This is a genomic window from Metabacillus niabensis, assembly GCF_020524345.1.
Classification (GTDB): Bacteria; Bacillota; Bacilli; order Bacillales; family Bacillaceae; genus Metabacillus; species Metabacillus niabensis_B.
The window spans coordinates 143115-162291 of sequence record NZ_JAIVLH010000004.1; the positions used below are offsets into that span (position 1 = coordinate 143115).

A 19177-nucleotide genomic window follows, 5' to 3' on the forward strand; every position below is an offset into this window, starting at 1 on the left:
TTGTCTACTGATGATACATTACATGAACGCATTCACCAAATAAAAAAAGGCGGATCAAGCAAGTATCATGAAAAAAACCAAGACAAGGGAAAACTATTTGTGAGGGAACGACTACAATTATTGCTTGACCAAGGGTTAGAGATGGAAGATGGTTTATTGGCCAACTGTCAACAAGAAAACTTCCCTGCTGATGGTGTTGTGACAGGAATCGGAAAAATCAACGGGCAAACCGTTTGTGTCATGGCGAATGATTCTACAATTAAAGCAGGATCATGGGGAGCTAAAACAGTTGAAAAAATCATACGAATTCAAGAAACTGCAGAAAAGCTTCTTGTACCAATGCTTTATCTTGTTGATTCTGCAGGTGCAAGAATTACAGATCAGGTTGAAATGTTTCCCGGGCGTCGCGGAGCAGGGAGAATTTTTTATAATCAAGTAAAGCTATCAGGAAAAGTACCTCAAATCTGTTTGTTGTTTGGTCCTTCTGCGGCTGGCGGTGCCTATATTCCTGCTTTTTGTGACATCGTAATCATGGTTGATGGAAACTCTTCCATGTATTTGGGGTCTCCGCGAATGGCAGAAATGGTTATTGGTGAGAAAGTCTCCCTTGAAGAAATGGGGGGCGCAAGAATGCATTGTTCTGTCTCAGGATGTGGAGATATTTTAGCAACATCTGAAGCTGAGGCAATCTCTTTCGCACAACAATACCTCTCATATTTTCCTGCAAGTTATCTAGATAAACCACCAATCATTGAAGCCGTTTCTCCTAAAATAGTTGATCAATCAATCGAAAAAATCATTCCAAAAAACCAAAATGCACCTTTTAATATGTACGACCTCATTGAGAGAGTCGTAGATGAACATTCTTTTTTTGAAATCAAATCATTATTTGCCCAAGAGCTTATTACCGGACTTAGTCGGATAAACGGTCAATCGATTGGGATTATCGCCAATCAGCCTCGAGTCAAAGGTGGAGTGCTTTTTCACGATTCAGCCGATAAAGCAGCGAAATTCATTTCATTATGTGATGCATTCCATATTCCATTGCTGTTTTTGGCAGACATTCCGGGCTTTATGATTGGGACAAAAGTGGAACGTGCTGGGATTATCCGTCATGGAGCTAAGATGATCTCAAGCATGGCAGAAGCGACTGTGCCAAAAATATCGATAATTGTCAGAAAGGCGTATGGCGCAGGCTTATATGCTATGGCAGGTCCTGCATTTGAGCCGGATTGTTGCTTAGCTTTGCCAAGTGCATCAATTGCCGTTATGGGTCCGGAAGCAGCTGTGAATGCAGTTTATGCAAATAAAATTGCAGAGCTTCCAGCTGAAGAGCGTCCTCGTTTTATTCAAAAAATGCGGGAAGAATATCGGGAAGATATTGATATATACCGGCTAGCATCTGAAATGATTATCGACGGGGTCATTCCCGCAAATTCTTTAAGAAAGGAATTACAAGTCCGGTTCCAAGCGTATATGTCCAAGTACGTAATCTTTTCTGAAAAAAAACACCCTGTTCACCCTGTGTAAAAAACATTTGTAAAGAAAGGGTTTGAGAGGATGGATTTTCAATTAACAAAGGAACAAGCCATGATTCGAAAAGTCATACGTGATTTTGCTGATGCTGAAGTTGCACCGGGTGCAAATGAAAGAGATAAAACGGGTGCATTTCCTGCAGATGTTTTTGCAAAATTAGCTGAACTTGGTATGCTGGGGCTGCCTTTTCCAGAGAAGTACGGAGGAGCTGATGCAGATTCAATTTGTTTTGCGATTGTTGTTGAAGAATTGAGCAGGGTTTGTGGTTCTACAGGCATTACATATTCTGCACATATTTCGTTAGGAGCAGCACCAATTTACTTATTTGGGACGGAAAAGCAAAAAGAAATGTTTCTCAAACCTTTATGTAAAGGGGAATATTTAGGGGCTTTTGGATTAACCGAACCAAATGCGGGGTCTGATGCAGGTGGGACCCAAACGGCAGCTAGATTAAAAGAAGATCAATGGGTGTTAACCGGATCCAAATGTTTTATTACTAATGGAAGCTTCGCTAAACATTTAGCTATTACAGCTGTGACAGAGCAATCCAAAGGGACAAATGGTATAAGTGCCTTTTTAGTACCAACCGATGCAACTGGATTTACCGTTAAGGCAAATTACGAAAAGATGGGCTTGAATGCATCAAATACAACGGAACTTATTTTAGAAGAGGTGACGATTCCAAAGGAAAATCTTCTTGGGGAGGAAGGAAAGGGTTATAAGCAATTTTTAGCTACACTTGATGGCGGAAGAATTGGAATTGCAGCGATGGCCGTCGGTATTGCGCAAGGTGCTTATGATAAGTCACTTCAATATGCGAAAGAGCGGAAACAGTTTGGGAAAAGTCTATCAACATTTCAAGCGATTCAATTTAAGCTTGCCGATATGGCGATGAATATTGAAGTAGCAAGAAATATGGTATACAAAGCTGCCTGGCTGAAAGATCAAGGAAAGAACTTTAAAAAGGAAGCTGCCATGGCCAAATTATTTGCTTCTGAAATGTGTATGAGAGTTTGTGACCAGGCCATTCAAATTCATGGCGGATATGGATATATGAAGGAATATCAAGTAGAAAGATTTTTCCGAGATGCCAAATTATTAGAAATTGGGGAAGGGACTTCAGAAGTACAAAGAATGGTTATTGCCCGCCAAATAGGTTGTTAGCAAAGTGATAGTGAAAGTGAGCTGATGTTATGTTCAAAAAAATTCTTGTCGCCAACCGAGGCGAAATTGCCGTACGAGTCATCAGGACATGTAAAAAGTTGGACATTAAGACGGTTGCGATTTTTTCAGAAGCCGATCAAGATGCACCACATGTAAAACTGGCAGATGAAGCTTATCTTGTTGGAGGTCCCCGTGTAACAGACAGTTATTTGAAAATTGATAAAATAATAGAAATTGCAAAATACTCCAAAGTAGAAGCCATCCATCCCGGGTATGGCTTCCTATCTGAAAATCCTCAATTTGCTAGTAGGTGTCAAGAGGAGGGACTAGTGTTTATTGGCCCCTCACCTGAAGTCATTTCCTCGATGGGAAGTAAAATTGAAGCTCGACTTACCATGGAACGAGCTGGAGTTCCGATTGTACCGGGTATCCAAACTTCTATCAATAATACTGATGAGGCTGTAGCCATTGCGAATAAAATCGGGTACCCGATTATGTTAAAAGCTTCAGCAGGTGGTGGGGGAATTGGAATGCAAATTGTAAGATCTGATCAGGACATGATAAAAGCATTTGAGGGAAATCAAAAGCGGGCAAAATCTTTTTTTGGAAATGAAGAGATGTATCTTGAAAAATATATTGAAAGGCCAAGACATATTGAGGTTCAGATTTTGGCCGATTCATATGGTCATATCGTGTACTTAGGAGAAAGGGAATGTTCCGTACAACGAAGACATCAAAAAATAGTCGAAGAAGCACCATCACCATTTCTTGATGATCATCTCCGAAGAAAAATGGGGGAAGCATCCATTCAAGCTGCTAAGGCGATTGGATATACAAATGCGGGAACAATTGAGTATTTAGTTGATGAAAATGAAACATTCTTTTTTTTAGAAATGAACACAAGATTACAAGTGGAGCACCCTGTGACTGAGGAGACTACTGGAATTGATTTAGTGGAACAGCAGCTTAGGATTGCAGCAGGAGAACCACTACCATATGATCAAAGTGATATAAAGTGTAACGGTCATGCCATAGAAACAAGGATTTACGCGGAAGATCCAATTACATTTTTTCCTTCACCAGGAAAGATTTCAAAGCTTCGTCTACCTGAAGGGGAAGGGGTTAGACATGAGCTTGGGGTTCATGAAGAGTCAATTGTATCACCATTTTATGACCCTATGATTGCCAAGCTTATAGTGAAGGGAAAGAGTAGAGAAGAGGCCCTTACAAAGCTTGAAATTGCCCTTTCCAATTATATAGTAGAAGGAATCAAAACAAATATCCCGTTATTAAGAAAAATAACAACACATACTGCCTTTCATATAGGTGAGACAACGACAGATTTTATTGATAGACATATAAAAAAGTAGGAGGATTTTATAAAATGGTTCATGCTGCTTCATTCGAAAAAATTGAAGAATATATTACAAAAATTACACTAAAACGGCCGAATGCAGCTAACTCCTTTTCTATACAAATGGTAAGGGAACTGGATCACATAGTTTCTGAAATAAAGAACGACCCAACTGTACGATGTGTGATTATTACTGGACAAGGGACAAAAGCATTTTGTGCCGGAGCTGATTTGAAGGAGCGGGCCTCAATGAATGAAAAAGAGGTGAGGCAAACCCTGGATGGAATTAGACAGATGATAGAACGTATTGCATCATTACCTCAACCGGTCATAGCTGCCATTAATGGTGCAGCACTTGGAGGCGGGACAGAGCTTGCTTTAGCTTGTGACTTAAGAATTGCGTCAGAATACGCGTATCTTGGGCTAACAGAAACATCTCTTGGAATTATTCCCGGAGCTGGAGGAACCCAGCGATTACCACGGTTGGTCGGAAAGGGAAGAGCTAAAGAACTAATTTATACGGCGAGAAAAGTAACAGCGCAAGAAGCACTAAAAATTGGTTTAATTGAGTATGTCTCAAAGGCAGAAGAACTCGAAATAGCTGCCGTTCATTTAGCAGGAAAAATTGTGAAAAATGCTCCAATTGCTGTAACACAAGCAAAATTCGCTATCGACAAAGGTAGCGAAGTTGATTTATTAACAGGACTGGCTCTTGAACGAAAAGCTTATGAAATAACGATTCCAACAAAAGATCGGCAAGAGGGATTAAAAGCTTTTAAAGAAAAGCGAGCTCCCTCTTATAAGGGAGAATAAAACGTAACAGGATTTGTAGATAAACTGTAATATGTGTCATAAAAAGGATATCTTTTTGTATTCCTACACAATCATAAGCCCTCAATGATTGAAATATATTATAACTGAGAGCAAATCTTACAAACTAATGGTGGAAGCATATCCCTGTAGCTGTAGATTTATATCTTATCAAGCTCCAATATTGAAACAGGAGGGCAATCATATGAAGTGTAAAAGCTGTGATGGTAGTAAACATTTCAATTGCAAAGACTGTTCCGGAGAGGGGTTTAGGCTTATAGGTAACCAACCTTGTATTACATGTGACGGTCAAGGGGTTATCGCATGTGCGACTTGTGAGGGACAGGGAAAAGTTGGTTTTTTTAAATGGCTAAAATCTAGTTAACTAGTAGCTCGTTAATAAAAAATAAGGTGAATGGAAATGGTGTAACTCACATTTCACATTCACCTTTTTCTATTAGGAGCTAATACTATGCTTTACTTCATCTGAAACAACTTTTATCTTTATTGTTGACCAGTTTGTGCGATAAAAACGAATCATCACCGTAATTCCAAATAAAGCTAAATATGAATACAACGAAATCCAAGCACCTACACTTGATAATTGAAGGGTAAAGGTAAGGATATAGCTTAAAGGAATAAAAAATACCCAGCCTAACACAAGTGATGTTTTTAATAAGAATGACGTATCACCGATTCCTCTTAAACCTCCAGCATAGAAGTTCAGCAGTCCGTCGAACAATTGAAGAAAAGCGGAAATCATGATGAGCTTTCCGGCAAGTTCATACACCATTGGATCTCCCGAATAAACTCTTGCGATTGGCTCAGAAAGAAAAAACTGTACTACACCAAGTATCAGAAGAAAAATACTACCTAAAATAGCGGTGTTTGTACCTGCTTTTCTACCGGCCGTTGGATCACCTCTACCAATTTCTTGACCGACTAAAATGGTGGCGGTAGATCCAAAAGCAAAGGCCGGCATAAACCCGAGACTCATGACACTAAGAGCTACTTCATTTGCTGCAAGAGCATGAGTTCCTAATCTGGTGACAAATGCTGTAAACACAAACATAGCCATACTCATCGAAAACTCTTGAATACCCAGCTTTGAGCTTTCTTTAAAAATCAATTTAGACTCCAAACGGTTAAAAGGGACAATCGTCCGTGTTCCAAATTTTGCATGCAACTTAACAAAATAAAAATACGCACAAATAAGAAATGTCACAACTTCCCCGGTTAAAAAGGCAATACCAGCACCTGTCAGTCCTAAATCCGGCATACCAAGATGGCCATATGTTAATCCATATGTAAGAAAGATCATCATGAGATTACCTATAATTGCACTAACCATCGGGGTTTTCGTATCACCAATTCCTCGTAAAAAACCATGAAAAACAAAGACAAAAACAGAAAAAATCATTGCAAAAAAGCGGATTTGCAAATAGTTTTCTCCTTCAGTAATCATGTCAGCAGAACTTCCCATCACCCGAAATATGTCAGCAGGAAACAAAAATCCTACTAATAGGAGAAACACACTGGCTAGAATACATAAATAAAATGCAATATAAGTTCGTTCTACACCTTTTTTCATCTGATTGGAACCATAGTTTTGTGCAACCAAATAATTGACGGTGTGGCCTATTCCTGAGAAAATCGCCCAAGCATTATACATAATAATGTTGGAAACCCCGACAATGGCAATGGCAAGTGCGCCTAATTGCCCAACCATAATTAGATTGATTGTTCCTGTCAGCGTCATAGAAGCAAACGACGCAATCGAAGGTATAGCTAACAGCAAAATCTTTTTCCAATCTTTCATCATACATATATCCCTGCTTTCAGAAGGTATCTCCTTTATTTTAATGACGAAAGCGAGCAATGTCTATCAAATTATGAAAGCGATTTCTAAAGTTCTGTATTCTTGCTACCATAGTAAATAATAAGATGACAAAACTATATATTAAGGACATAATTTAAGTACCGATTATGTATGTTTCGTGTTGATTGTTATTAAGGATTACAATTCTAAAACAATAGCAGAGGACAATGGAATGAACTTTTTTCTGAATTGAAAATTAACTAACAAGTCACTTTAAAGAAGGCTTAATGGAAATTTTATCGAATATAGTGTAAAGATAGAAGTACACGTAAGGAAAGGGGAGAGTGACATGACAACTACATATAAATCTAGAAAAGAAGTGCCAGATCATGAAAAATGGGATTTATCAGACCTTTATCCAAATATACAAGATTGGGAAAGAGATCTGGAAACAGTGTCCATAAAAGCTGAAGAATTAAAAAACTTTGATGGTAACATCTATGATGGTGCCTCTTTATATTCCTTTTTAAAACAAAAGGAAGAATTGTCTTTTACGTTTAATAAATTGTATGCATATGCAATGTTAAAAGTAGATGAAGATACAAGACAGACTAGTTCACAATCATTATTAGATCAAGCAAAACAACTAAGTGTTAAGGTTGGAGCCGCTACCTCGTTTTTTATGCCGTTTCTTTTAAGTTTGAAAGAAGACATATTAAAAGAATACATCACATCAGAGGAGAAACTTCATTACTTTGAAGAAGATTTATGGGAAGCTTTTCGCTATAAAAAACATGTATTAAGTAAAGAGCAAGAAGAAATTGTCTCTAAACTGGGGGAGGCACTTTCTGCTCCAAGTAACACATTTGGTATGTTAAATAATGCAGATATTAAGTTTGGTGATATTACAAATGATGATGGAGAGCCAATTGAACTAACAAGAGGAATGTATGCAAAATTAATTGAAGATGAAGACCGAAACAAGCGAAAAGAAGCATATAAAGCATATTACCAACCATATGTTCAGTTGAAAAACTCGATAGCTTCCACACTTTCAGCTGCGATCAAGAACAATGTGACAATGTCAAAGCTGCGTCATTATCCTTCGGCCTTGGAAAAAGCGCTATTTGGAGATAATGTGCCGAAAGAAGTCTATGTCAACCTGATAAAGTCAACGAAGGCAAACCTATCATCCTTGCATCAATATTCAAAAGTTCGTAAACAAATATTGAAGCTGGATGAATTAAGACAATATGATATGAGTGTTCCACTCGTAAGTGGTGTCAAGCAAATTATTACCTATGATGAAGCTTATGAGATCATGTGTAAGGCACTGTCGCCTTTAGGAGAAGACTATCTCAACACCTTAAAGGAATTTAAGCAATCACGTTATCTCGATGTAAGAGAAACACCTGGTAAACGTTCAGGCGCATATAATTTAGGTGTTTACGGAGTTCATCCGTTCATTCTTTTGAATCATCAGGATGATCTTGATAGCTTGTTTACATTGGCACATGAATGCGGACATGGTGTACATAGTAAATTAAGCTCTTTGCATCAGCCGCAAATTACTGCAAGTTATAGTATTTTTGTCGCTGAAGTAGCATCTACCGTAAACGAAGTGCTTCTGATCAATTACTTATTAAACACTGAATCAGATGTAGAAATTCGCAAACATTTGGTCAATCATTTTATTGATCAATTTAAAGGGACCTTTTTTACACAAGTTATGTTTGCAGAGTTTGAAATGAAAACACATGAATTAGCTGAACAAGGCCGTCCATTAAATGTTGATGTGTTTAATGAAACATATGAATCGTTGTTTAGAGAGTATTATGGTGATGAAGTTGTATTCGATGAAGAGGTAAAATACGGTTGGTCAAGAATTCCACATTTCTATCGTCCGTTTTATGTGTATAAGTATGCAACAGGTTTTGCATCAGCCATTCATATTGCCACAAAACTACTTGAAGGTGATCAAGAAACACTAACATCCTATTTAGAGTTCCTGAAAAGCGGAAGCTCTGATTATCCTTTAGAGTTATTAAAGAGAACTGGTGTAGACTTAAGATCATCAGAGCCTATTGATAATTCACTTAGAAAGTTTACAGAATTGGTAGATGAACTTTCGCAATTATTAAATTAAACAAAAAGCAGAGACGATGTTTAGATTCGTCTCTGCTTTTTGTTTAAATTCTTTTAACCAGGATCGCCTCACGCATTTTCTTTAACGCTTCTTTTCCTTCCTTGCCGCGCTTCATCAAGATATTTACATATAACACATCAATTATTGTTAACTGTGCAATTCGTGATGATAATGCCTCAGAACGATACTCTGTTTCATCAGACACGGTATAAAGGGGGATATCAACTGCTGCGCTTAATGGTGATTTTGCATAGTTTGTAATAGCAATCATCTTTGCTCCGGTTGATTTGACAATATTCAAAATATGAAGAATATCTTTTGATGATCCAGAATGGGAGATAAAGACCGCACAATCTTTTTCTGTCATTTGCGATGCTGCCATAAGCTGAAAATGTGTATCGATAACAGCGTGTACTTTTAATCCTGTTCGAACTAACTTATGATAGGCATCAAGTGCAATAATGCTTGAACCGCCGCTTCCAAAGAATTCAATCGTATTTGCTCCGATCATACTGTCCACAGCTAATTGAATCTGTTCTTCATTTAAGATCGAGAGTGTATCTTCGAGTGTTTGCATATTAGAACGAACGACTTTTGTGGCGATGGTATCAACTGTATCACCTTCAGTGACTTTTTCATGTATATCTTGCAGAGGGGAAACAATTTCTGAAGCGAGCGCAATTTTCATCGCTTGATATCCTTTATAACCTACTCGTTTGCAAAAACGGAAAACAGTAGAATCAGCTACCTCTAAGTCCTCAGCTAATTGATTAATTGAAGAATGAATAATCTTATTGGGATTTTTTAAAATAAAATCGGCAATTTTTCTTTCTGTCACACTAAACTTTGGATAAAGCTTTCGAATGGTGACGAGACATGGTTCTTGAGACTTTTTCATCATGTTTCACTCCTGATAGGGCTTTCTTTTATTATACTAAATTTCGCAAAAAGAAAAAATATTTTTCTGATTACGCTTGCAAAAAGAATTTTTTTTCTTATAATGAAGATATCAAGAAAATTAATTCCGTAACAGTTAGGATGATTTAAACATGCAAATTGGAATGATAGGCTTAGGAAAGATGGGATATCAGCTATCTCTTAATTTAGTAGATAAAGAGTACGATGTTGTAGCCTTTGATGTAAATCATGAATCTATGAAAAAAATTTCTTCTATGGGAGTTCAAACTGCTGACACGATTAAACAACTTGTTAGCAACCTTTCAAAGCCAAGGACAGTATGGATGATGATACCTGCAGGTGATGCAACTCAATCTGTTTTTGAACAATTGCTTTCATTTTTAGAAGAGGGAGATCGGATTATAGATGGTGGAAATGCTCATTACAAAGATTCACTTAAGCGTAATGAGAAATGTGAAGAAAAGGGAATTTATTTCTTTGATTGTGGTACAAGTGGTGGAGTAGACGGTGCTCGTAATGGTGCTTGTACAATGATCGGTGGAAATGAAGAGGTCTTCAAAGAGATAGAACCGCTATTTCAAGATATCACAGTTGAAAACGGTTACCTTTATTCTGGAAAAGCCGGAAGCGGACATTTTTTAAAAATGGTTCATAACGGTATTGAGTACGGGATGATGCAAGCGATTGCTGAAGGATTTGATCTCTTGGAAAAAAGTCCGTTTGACTATGATTATGAGAAGGTAGCAAGAGTATGGAACAACGGATCTGTCATACGATCTTGGTTAATGGAATTAACTGAAAATGCTTTTTCAAAAGATGAAAAGCTTGAAAGTATTAAAGGGATCATGCATTCATCAGGTGAGGGGAAATGGACAGTTGAAACAGCTTTGGATCTTCAAACAGCTGCACCGGTTATAACTCTTGCGTTAATGATGCGTTATCGTTCTCTTGAAGATGACACATTTACCGGAAAAGTTGTGGCAGCTTTGCGAAATGAATTTGGCGGTCACGCTGTAGAGAAAAAATGATTATTTTCAATAAATAAGAAAGAATAAGAAGACAGAGTTTAAAATGGCTTTTTTCTTCTTATTTCCAAAATGATTTGTTACATCATAGAGAGGTAGTGAAATAAAATGTCAGATCAAATGTTGATTTTAGTGGCATTAGCCGGAATTTTTCTTCTATTATTTTTAGTTATTCGTACAAAATTACATGCATTCGTTTCATTGTTATTAGTCAGTTTAATCGTAGGTATTTTAGCTGGAATGCCTTTAAATGATGTCGTTACCTCCATGCAAAACGGTATGGGTGGAACGCTTGGATTTGTAGCTGTCGTCGTAGGTTTAGGTGCTATGTTTGGTCAAATGCTTGAAGTATCAGGCGGTGCTGAACGTTTAGCTCAAACACTTGTGAAAAAATTTGGTGAAGATAAATCACAATGGGCATTAGGTATTACAGGGTTTTTAGTTGCAATTCCAGTTTTCTTTGACGTAGGTTTTATTATTTTAGTTCCAATTGTATACGGTTTAGCAAAGAAAACAGGAAAATCCCTTTTATATTATGGAATTCCGTTGCTTGCTGGTTTAGCTGTTACCCACAGTTTTATACCACCAACTCCAGGACCAATTGCGGTAGCTGATTTAATTGGAGCAGATCTTGGTTGGGTTATTTTATTCGGTACAATTGCAGGTATTCCGGCAATGATTATCGCAGGACCACTTTTTGCAAAATATATTTCAAAGAAACTACATGTTGTTGTTCCGGATTATATGAATCTTGAAGAAATAGAGTATGATAAAGAATTACCAAGTTTTAAATTAATTGCTTCATTAATTATGATTCCGTTAGTACTGATTTTACTGAACACGGTTTCAGGAGTATTATTAGAAGAAGGAAATATCATTCGTCAAATTTTAACCTTCTTAGGTCACCCATTTGTGGCATTAACAATCGCAACAATCTTAACATTTGTTTTCTTGGGAACAAAAAGAGGTTATTCTCGTCAAGAAGTACAGGATATCGCAACAAAAGCATTAGAACCGGCAGGAATTATTATTTTAGTTACTGGTGCCGGTGGTGTGTTTAAACAGGTCTTAATTGACTCCGGTGTTGGTGAGGTACTTGGTGAAATGATGGCTGGTTCTCCTTTACCACCAATTTTGTTAGCGTTTTTAATTGCGGCGGCTGTTCGTGTTGCACAAGGTTCAGCAACAGTTTCCATGGTAACAGCTGCAGGGCTAATGGCACCACTTATTGAAATGCTAAATCTAGAAGGTCCAGTTTTAGGTTTACTTGTTATTGCAATCGCTTCAGGTGCAACTGTATTATCACATGTAAACGATTCAGGTTTCTGGTTAGTTGGACGCTATTTTGGATTAAGTGTAAAAGACACATTAAAATCTTGGACTGTGATGGAAACGCTCATTGGTTTAGTAGGTGTCGCAGTGGCATTAATTTTAGGAGTCTTTATTGGATAATTAGTTGAGAAGGGGACAACCTGTAATGGTTTTCCCTTTTCTCACATTTAGGAGGAATATTGATGAGCAAGTACATGATGGGTGTAGACATAGGAACAACGAGCACAAAAGCTGTAATTTTTAATAAAGAAGGGAAAGCAATCAGCCGCTATGGTGTGGAGTACCCACTTCATACACCAACTCCTGTAACGGCAGTACAGGATCCGGAGGAAATTTTCCAAGCCGTTTTAACGGTTATGAAGAATAGTTTACTAGAGGCAAACATTACTGGACGTGATGTTCAATTTGTATCCTTTAGTTCAGCTATGCACAGTTTAATTGTCATGGACGATAAAGGAATGCCGATAACTCCTTCTATTACATGGGCTGATAACAGAAGTGCCAATTATGCGGAAAAATTAAAAAATGAATTTAATGGCCATGATATTTATTTACGTACAGGGACTCCCATTCATCCGATGTCTCCAATGGTTAAGTTATTATGGTTGAAAAATGAACATCCAGAATTACTTCAGCCTAAGAATAAATTTATTTCTATTAAGGAATATGTTTTTTATCGTTTATTCGGTGAATACGTGATCGATTATTCAATTGCTTCAGCAACAGGGATGTTCCATTTGGAAAACTTAGATTGGGATGATGAGGCACTTGAGATTGCTGGTGTGAGTAAAGATCAACTATCAAAGCCTGTTAGCACGACTGAGAGTCTAAAAGGCTTGTCACCGGAATTTGCAAGAATAACCGGACTTCCTGAAGATATCCCTTTCATCGTTGGGGCAAGTGATGGTGTACTTTCCAACCTTGGGGTGAATGCTATTGAACCTGGGGTTGTGGCCGTGACGATAGGGACAAGTGGTGCGATTCGGGCTGTCACAGACCGTCCGGTGACAGATCCAAAGGGCCGTATTTTTTGTTATGCCTTAACGGAAAAACATTGGGTGATTGGTGGACCAGTTAATAATGGTGGAATGATTTTCCGCTGGGTACGTGATGAATTAGCAAATGCCGAAGTGGAAACGGCTAAACGTTTAGGAATTGATCCATATGAGGTGTTAACAAAAATAGCTTCGAAAGTTCCACCAGGATCGAATGGATTATTATTTCATCCATATTTGGCAGGTGAAAGGGCTCCATTATGGAATGCAAATGCAAGAGGCTCGTTCTTCGGCTTAGGAATGCACCATAAAAAAGAACATATGATTCGTGCAGTTCTGGAAGGAGTTATGCTGAATTTATATAGTGTGCTGCTCGCACTTGAAGAACTGATTGGAACGCCAACACGCGTACAAGCAACGGGAGGATTTGCAAGATCAGAGCTTTGGAGACAAATGCTTGCAGATGTATTTGATCAAGAAGTAACCATTCCTGAAAGTTTTGAAAGCTCATGTTTAGGGGCAATTGTTCTGGGCATGTACGGCTTAGGAGAAATTGACTCATTAAGTGAAGTCGAAAAAATGGTCGGCTCTATCCATTCTCATACACCAAATAAAGAGGCAACAGCTGCCTACCGTGAACTTATGCCAATATTTATTCGTCTTCCAAGACTTTTAGAAAATGAATATAGTGCGATTAGTGCATTTCAACAGAAATTTCTTTAATTAACTTAACGAGCCATAACATGAAAACGTCGAGTCAATGGCTACTCGACGTTTTTTAGTGATCTCTTTAAAAAGATTCGTTCGAATATGATGGTCTTTTCAGGGAACACTTCCTTGCTTCTTCATGTAAACCTGGAGCGTAATAGCTTAACTTTTTAATAAAATAGCATGTTTCGGGAAAATGATGTTCAAGGAAACGAAGAGTCGATTTATTAAGTAACTTGTTTTCTTTATATTTCAAAATCATACTATTAATAAACTTGCTCATTTCAATTGTTGTTATTCCTACATCATTAGCAAATTCTTTTTGTCTCGCAAAATTAGGTTTTTTAAATCGTAAATAACCTTTTAAATGATGATTTTGAATAATAAATGCCTGATAACGGCTTTTATAGAGTTCAGCTTGCCTAGTTACCATCAATTCTATTGGATCAAGTATGTTTTCGAAAAGAACGACATGTCCTAATTGATCCTCAAGCCATAAGTCCATTAAATCTACTAAGGGTAGAGGTACAGGTTTTTTCCCTTGTGCTAGAAACGTTAAGATTCGCAGGTACTCCTGATTTTCACCAAGTGTTCCATTTAAATATGTGGGAGACAGATTTAAATTTACTTTATTATCAATACGAAGTGATTGCAGCTTCCCTTCAAATTCGTAATACCCTTTTGCAACAGGCCAAGCTCTTTTAGCAAAGTGAATCATCGCTTCATCATGATATTGAGCTGTTCTTGGAATCGAATGTAACAAGGATAGGAGTTCACCAAATAAATGGATATATTGCTGTGCTGTATTTACATATTCAGCCTCACTTACAGAAAGATGATCCCTCACAAAATAAGCATGATCTTGCAAAACCTCCAGCCAAAATAAATGTTCATCCCAAACGGGTATCATATTGGATGTCATCTTACCCCACCTTTATATCTAGCCTTTTTTATGAATCTTTAAATGTAAAAATGAAAGATTGTGTTAACAGTCATTGTTTCTATATTTATGATGAAGGAGGGACAGAAATGAATACTTGATATAGTTAGTTAATTTATACTGAAGCTCCACATAATATGATCCAAAATTGGAAAGATAGATTTAAGAGAAAAATAAAAAGGATGTCTGGAAAAATGAGGAACGTAAAGCTCTTTATGATTTTAATAACTCTCCTGCCTTGGGTATCTGTTCCGCTCTTACCTGCAAAAGTATTTAAAAGATTTCTTCCTGCTGTGCTTTTTATAAGTTTTTATGTTACGGCAGAAGGCTATTTAGCTGAAAAGAAAAAGTGGTGGTGGTTCCCAATTTCCGTAAAACCGAACGTAATAGGTGAGCTTCCTTTAATTTTTGGACCATTTTTCGTTGGATCACTTTGGATCCTCAAATATACCTTTGGTAAGTTTACGCTATACATGTTAATTAATCTTGTAGTTGACGCTTTTTTTACATATTTTACAATAGATTGGTTAAAGAAAATTGGGTATGTGACACTTGTACGATTAACAAAGTTTCAACTTTCCCTATTATTTTTAGTGAAATCAATCGTGATGTACGGATTCCAAGTGGTTTATGAAAAATATATTTATCGAGGTCCTGCAAAATAATGAAAGACTCCTCTAAACGGATTGTCTAAACAGCAGGAAGACAGCACTCTCACGGTGAATTTATAAGTGAGAAAACCATTAGGAGGAGTTAAACTATGCCACATTTGTCACTAACAACGTGGAGTCTTCATCGTGAACTGGGACCGTTAAGATGGACGTATTGGGATGAAAATGAAGGAACTCAAAAAACGAAAATCGAACAGCAACCGGAAAATACAACATTACTTGAATTACCCTCGATTTTGGCTAATCAACAATTTAAGTCACTGGAAGTATGTCATTTTCATTTTCCATCTTTGGAAAATGACTATTTGTTACAGCTAAAACATTCATTTGAAAAAGCAGAGTTAAATTTTCATTGTTTACTAGTCGATTATGGGGATATGAGTTCGCCTAATGATAATAGACGAAAAGCTGATACCGAATATATAAAAAAGTGGATTGATATTGCTTCAATTGTGGGTGCTAAAAGTATACGTGTTGTTGCTGGGGAAGCGTCTCCTACAGATATACAAGCATTAAATCGATCGAAGGAAAGCTTAAAAGAATTGGCCGAATATGCTATTCCAAAACATGTCCGTGTTGTGACCGAAAATTTTAAACCGCTTTCTTCAACAAAGGAAAACTGTATTGAATTACTAACGAATAATGAAATAGGGCTCACAGTTGATTTTGGGAATTTTAACAGGGATGTTAAATATGAATCCATTAAGCATTTAATGCCATATGCGGAATCGGTACATGCAAAGGCAAATTATGACCAAAACGGCATCATTGATGAAGAAGAGTTTCGCCATTCGTTAGATATTATAGAGGCTCACGGGTATAATGGCCCGATTACGTTAGTTTATGATGGTCCTGGAAGTCTTTGGGACGGTATTCAACAAGTGAAAAAGGTGGCTAGTGATTATTGTGAATAAAGAAATGGTTTAATACAAAGAAAAGCGGCGACTGCCTATACCCTTTTTTCGGATTTGAATAAAATGTAACGATTTAAAGAGAATGGGGGAGAGGAATTATGTCAAAGCCTAAAAAAGAACAAGTCATTAAAGTCGACAATTTAGTTATTCATGCAAAAGAAGTGAAAATTATTACAGAAAAAAAACATGATCACGATGAGGACCATCATCATCATGAAAGAAGAAGAGATCCATGGGGACTTCTTTGGGGTAGAAGACCAGATGAAGATCGTGAAGAGGATAGAGACGACAAATAATGGAGCAAATTAGACGGGGAAACTCGTCTTTTTTAAATTCCATTTAAAAAATGTAGAAAATATAATTGAATTTTTATTCAACTTACTGTATAAATATATGTATAGATACATAGAAATACATGATTTATATAGAAGGTGAAAAGAATGAACTATACGTATTCAAATGTACTTCCTTCTTTTGAACAATTTGTTCAGCTACATGAAGCGAGTGGATTAATAAAAAATAAAAAAGGAACCTATACACGTGAACAACTGTACCAAGCTGCAGAGAACAGCTGGTTTCATATATCGATTTATGATCAAGACCAATTAATTGCGTTTGGAAGAATGATTTCAGATGGTGTGTATCAGGCACTCATCTGTGATGTAATGGTAGATCCAACCTATCAAAATCAAGGACTTGGCAAACAAATTATTGAACAGCTTCTAAAAAAATGCAAAGAGTCAGGTATCCAATCGATTCAACTTTTTTCGGCGAAGGGCAAACAACATTTTTATAAAAAATTAGGTTTTGAGGAAAGAGAACAAGATGCACCGGGAATGTCTCTAATTCTATAGAAAGCTCAGTGATGACAAAAACACTGAGCTTTTATTTTTATCAAAATTAGTACCAAGTACTAATGACTAGTGATAAAATAAAAGAAAATAGTTTTTTGTAAAATAAGGGTGAAAAAAGAATGGAAATCTCGTTGATTAGACACGGTAGGTCATTATTGAATGACAACCAACGGAAAACTTGTGAAGAATTTAAGGAATGGGTTAATGATTATAATTCAAATGGAGTTATTGAGGAAAAAGATTTTCCTCATACTACGCAACAGAAGGTAGCTCATGCTAAAGTTTTTATTACAAGTGATTTAAAAAGATCGATAGACTCAGCTCGACTACTGCGAAATAATCCATATATGATAACAGATCCATTATTTCGGGAAGTAGATATGCCAATACCTTCTACAAGATTACTGAATATAAAAGTGTCCCCGCAGATGTGGTCTGTCTTATTTAGATGTTTGTGGTTTAGTGGTTATTCGAGCAACTGTGAATCATATAAGCATGCAAAGCTCAGATCAAAACAAGCAGCGAATCAACTTATTGAATATGCTGAAAGATATCACTCAGTTGTTATCGTTGGTCACGGATTTTTTAATATGTTAATCGCAAAAGAGCTTCTTGCTAGAGGGTGGGAAGGTAAGAAAATAAAAAACTCGAAGCATTGGAGTGTTTCAAGTTATACATTACAATGAAGGAAACTTGTATTCAATTACACATAAAAATTGTGTTAAAGAGCGGCGTTGATCATGTGCACCGCTCGTTTTCAAATGGAGATTATGTTTACCCATTTTCTTATAGATCAAAGATAATGCCCATAAGAGAATAGATAATAACGGTTGAAAAGAGTATGGTCATGTGTATTAAAGAATAAATAAACAGTGATTTTGCCCATTTCTCTGAATCCATTCTTTTATAACCGTAAATACTTATTAAAAGCCAAATTACACTTAAAAGAAGGGCAACTAACATAAGTCCAATGCTTAAAGAGCTAAAAAGAAAACTACTTCCAATTAAGATGATTAAGTATATATTTGTTTGGATATATGTTCTCTTAACCCCTTTTACAACTGGCAACATAGGTACATTAGCTGCCTTATACTCATCGTGTTTTCTTATGGCTATCGCATAGAAATGCGGCATTTGCCAAATAATGGAGATGACGAATAGTCCTAGTATTGCTGGGTGTGTGATATCAGGATGTATAGCTGCCCACCCTATGAGTGGAGGCATTGCACCTGAAATACTTCCAATTTCGGTATTGTAAACGGTTTTCCTTTTACTCCACATTGTGTAGGGGATAACATAAAAAAACAAACCTAGAAATCCCAGGAATGCAGCTAACATAGTTGTTAATGAAAGTGCCAGTATTCCAAAAATAGACATGAAGATTGCAAGCCATAAAACCACTCTAGGGTTAATTTCCCCAGTAACAGTTGGACGGTTTTTGGTTCTTTGCATGATTGCATCAATGTCCCGATCATAGAGGTTATTAAAAGCACCAGCAGCCCCAATGACTAAAATAGAACCAATCAATGCAAAAATAATATCTGGTAATTTTTCTAAAAGCCCGTATTGATAGGTATAAAGTGATAATGTTAATCCGGCAAACATTGGAATCAAGTTAGATTTTATTATTCCTGTTTTAATCGTCAATGCCAAGATTTTTGACAAAGGCTGTCTTTGTCGTATATCTCCTTGGTCCATTTTTTCTTCCCCTTCTATCTACATCATTTTCTTTCTATCTCGATCGTTCTATTACCTATGAAATATGAAATAGATATATTATCGTAATGAATATACTACTTGGTATATTAATTCTAAGAGGTATGATTGTCAAGGAAACGAGCAGGGGTATAGAGTGAAACAATGGCAAATGATTGAACTATAAATGTTTCCTTTTTCATTATTATACCTTTTATAGTCCATTTTCTCCTTTATTAGTAGTCATGTCCACAACAATGGACATTCCGTACATAATATACAACAAAGTCTCAGGT

General features: G+C 36.8%; 17 protein-coding genes. 13 read left to right on the forward strand and 4 right to left on the reverse strand.

Translation table 11 applies throughout. The annotated features are described in order from the left end of the window. The 4 genes from LC095_RS06940 to LC095_RS06955 are packed head-to-tail and all read left to right on the forward strand — an operon-like array spanning window position 1 to window position 4867. On the forward strand, window positions 1-1530 hold the full coding sequence (locus LC095_RS06940; protein ID WP_226527475.1) for an acyl-CoA carboxylase subunit beta: 1530 nt from the start codon (window positions 1-3) through the stop codon (window positions 1528-1530). A 30-nt stretch (window positions 1531-1560) separates the two neighbouring features. After that, window positions 1561-2700, forward strand: a complete 1140-nt coding sequence (locus LC095_RS06945; RefSeq protein WP_226527476.1) for an acyl-CoA dehydrogenase — start codon at window positions 1561-1563, stop codon at window positions 2698-2700. 29 nt (window positions 2701-2729) lie between these two features. Then, window positions 2730-4070, forward strand: coding sequence for an acetyl-CoA carboxylase biotin carboxylase subunit (locus LC095_RS06950; RefSeq protein ID WP_226527477.1), 1341 nt, complete (start codon window positions 2730-2732; stop codon window positions 4068-4070). A gap of 14 nt (window positions 4071-4084) precedes the next feature. Next, entirely contained in the window at window positions 4085-4867 is a 783-nt protein-coding gene (locus LC095_RS06955; RefSeq protein WP_226527478.1) for an enoyl-CoA hydratase, read from the forward strand. Window positions 4868-5321: 454 nt separating this feature from the next. Here the strand turns inward: LC095_RS06955 and LC095_RS06960 are convergent, their stop codons facing one another. After that, on the reverse strand, window positions 5322-6686 hold the full coding sequence (locus LC095_RS06960) for an MATE family efflux transporter (RefSeq protein ID WP_226527479.1): 1365 nt from the start codon (window positions 6684-6686) through the stop codon (window positions 5322-5324). A 346-nt stretch (window positions 6687-7032) separates the two neighbouring features. On the opposite strand from LC095_RS06960, the gene pepF reads away from it, so the two are divergent. Further along, window positions 7033-8829 carry an oligoendopeptidase F gene (pepF, locus tag LC095_RS06965; RefSeq protein WP_226527480.1) on the forward strand — a complete coding sequence of 599 codons (1797 nt, stop codon included), beginning with the start codon at window positions 7033-7035 and terminating at the stop codon, window positions 8827-8829. A gap of 43 nt (window positions 8830-8872) precedes the next feature. Here the strand turns inward: pepF and LC095_RS06970 are convergent, their stop codons facing one another. Further along, entirely contained in the window at window positions 8873-9727 is an 855-nt protein-coding gene (locus LC095_RS06970; RefSeq protein WP_226527481.1) for a MurR/RpiR family transcriptional regulator, read from the reverse strand. Window positions 9728-9878: 151 nt separating this feature from the next. Here LC095_RS06970 and gnd point away from each other — a divergent pair, with 151 nt between their 5' ends. From gnd to gntK, 3 genes are all read left to right on the forward strand, one after another. Beyond that, the gene (gnd, locus tag LC095_RS06975) at window positions 9879-10775 is read left to right on the forward strand and encodes a phosphogluconate dehydrogenase (NAD(+)-dependent, decarboxylating) (RefSeq protein WP_226527482.1); all 897 of its coding nucleotides are present in this window, start codon (window positions 9879-9881) and stop codon (window positions 10773-10775) included. A gap of 105 nt (window positions 10776-10880) precedes the next feature. Further along, entirely contained in the window at window positions 10881-12224 is a 1344-nt protein-coding gene (locus LC095_RS06980) for a GntP family permease (protein ID WP_216773962.1), read from the forward strand. Window positions 12225-12280: 56 nt separating this feature from the next. Next, a complete protein-coding gene (gntK, locus tag LC095_RS06985; protein WP_226527599.1) occupies window positions 12281-13822 on the forward strand; it encodes a gluconokinase in 1542 nt (513 codons plus the stop codon). A 67-nt stretch (window positions 13823-13889) separates the two neighbouring features. Here gntK and LC095_RS06990 read toward each other — a convergent pair whose 3' ends face one another. Continuing rightward, complete coding sequence (locus tag LC095_RS06990) at window positions 13890-14729, reverse strand: DUF2935 domain-containing protein (protein ID WP_226527483.1); 840 nt, start codon at window positions 14727-14729, stop codon at window positions 13890-13892. Between the two features lie 233 nt (window positions 14730-14962). Between LC095_RS06990 and LC095_RS06995 the strand changes: the two genes are divergently transcribed. The 5 genes from LC095_RS06995 to LC095_RS07015 all read left to right on the forward strand — a co-directional run bounded on the left by LC095_RS06995 (window position 14963) and on the right by LC095_RS07015 (window position 17872). Then, window positions 14963-15412 carry a hypothetical protein gene (locus LC095_RS06995; RefSeq protein ID WP_226527484.1) on the forward strand — a complete coding sequence of 150 codons (450 nt, stop codon included), beginning with the start codon at window positions 14963-14965 and terminating at the stop codon, window positions 15410-15412. Between the two features lie 95 nt (window positions 15413-15507). After that, window positions 15508-16332, forward strand: a complete 825-nt coding sequence (locus LC095_RS07000; protein WP_226527485.1) for a sugar phosphate isomerase/epimerase family protein — start codon at window positions 15508-15510, stop codon at window positions 16330-16332. A 98-nt stretch (window positions 16333-16430) separates the two neighbouring features. Continuing rightward, window positions 16431-16628, forward strand: a complete 198-nt coding sequence (locus tag LC095_RS07005) for a hypothetical protein (protein WP_226527486.1) — start codon at window positions 16431-16433, stop codon at window positions 16626-16628. Window positions 16629-16772: 144 nt separating this feature from the next. Then, window positions 16773-17186 carry a GNAT family N-acetyltransferase gene (locus LC095_RS07010; RefSeq protein WP_226527487.1) on the forward strand — a complete coding sequence of 138 codons (414 nt, stop codon included), beginning with the start codon at window positions 16773-16775 and terminating at the stop codon, window positions 17184-17186. Between the two features lie 119 nt (window positions 17187-17305). Beyond that, complete coding sequence (locus tag LC095_RS07015; RefSeq protein WP_226527488.1) at window positions 17306-17872, forward strand: histidine phosphatase family protein; 567 nt, start codon at window positions 17306-17308, stop codon at window positions 17870-17872. A gap of 100 nt (window positions 17873-17972) precedes the next feature. Here the strand turns inward: LC095_RS07015 and cyoE are convergent, their stop codons facing one another. After that, complete coding sequence (gene cyoE, locus LC095_RS07020; protein ID WP_226527489.1) at window positions 17973-18884, reverse strand: heme o synthase; 912 nt, start codon at window positions 18882-18884, stop codon at window positions 17973-17975. Window positions 18885-19177: the final 293 nt, after the last annotated feature.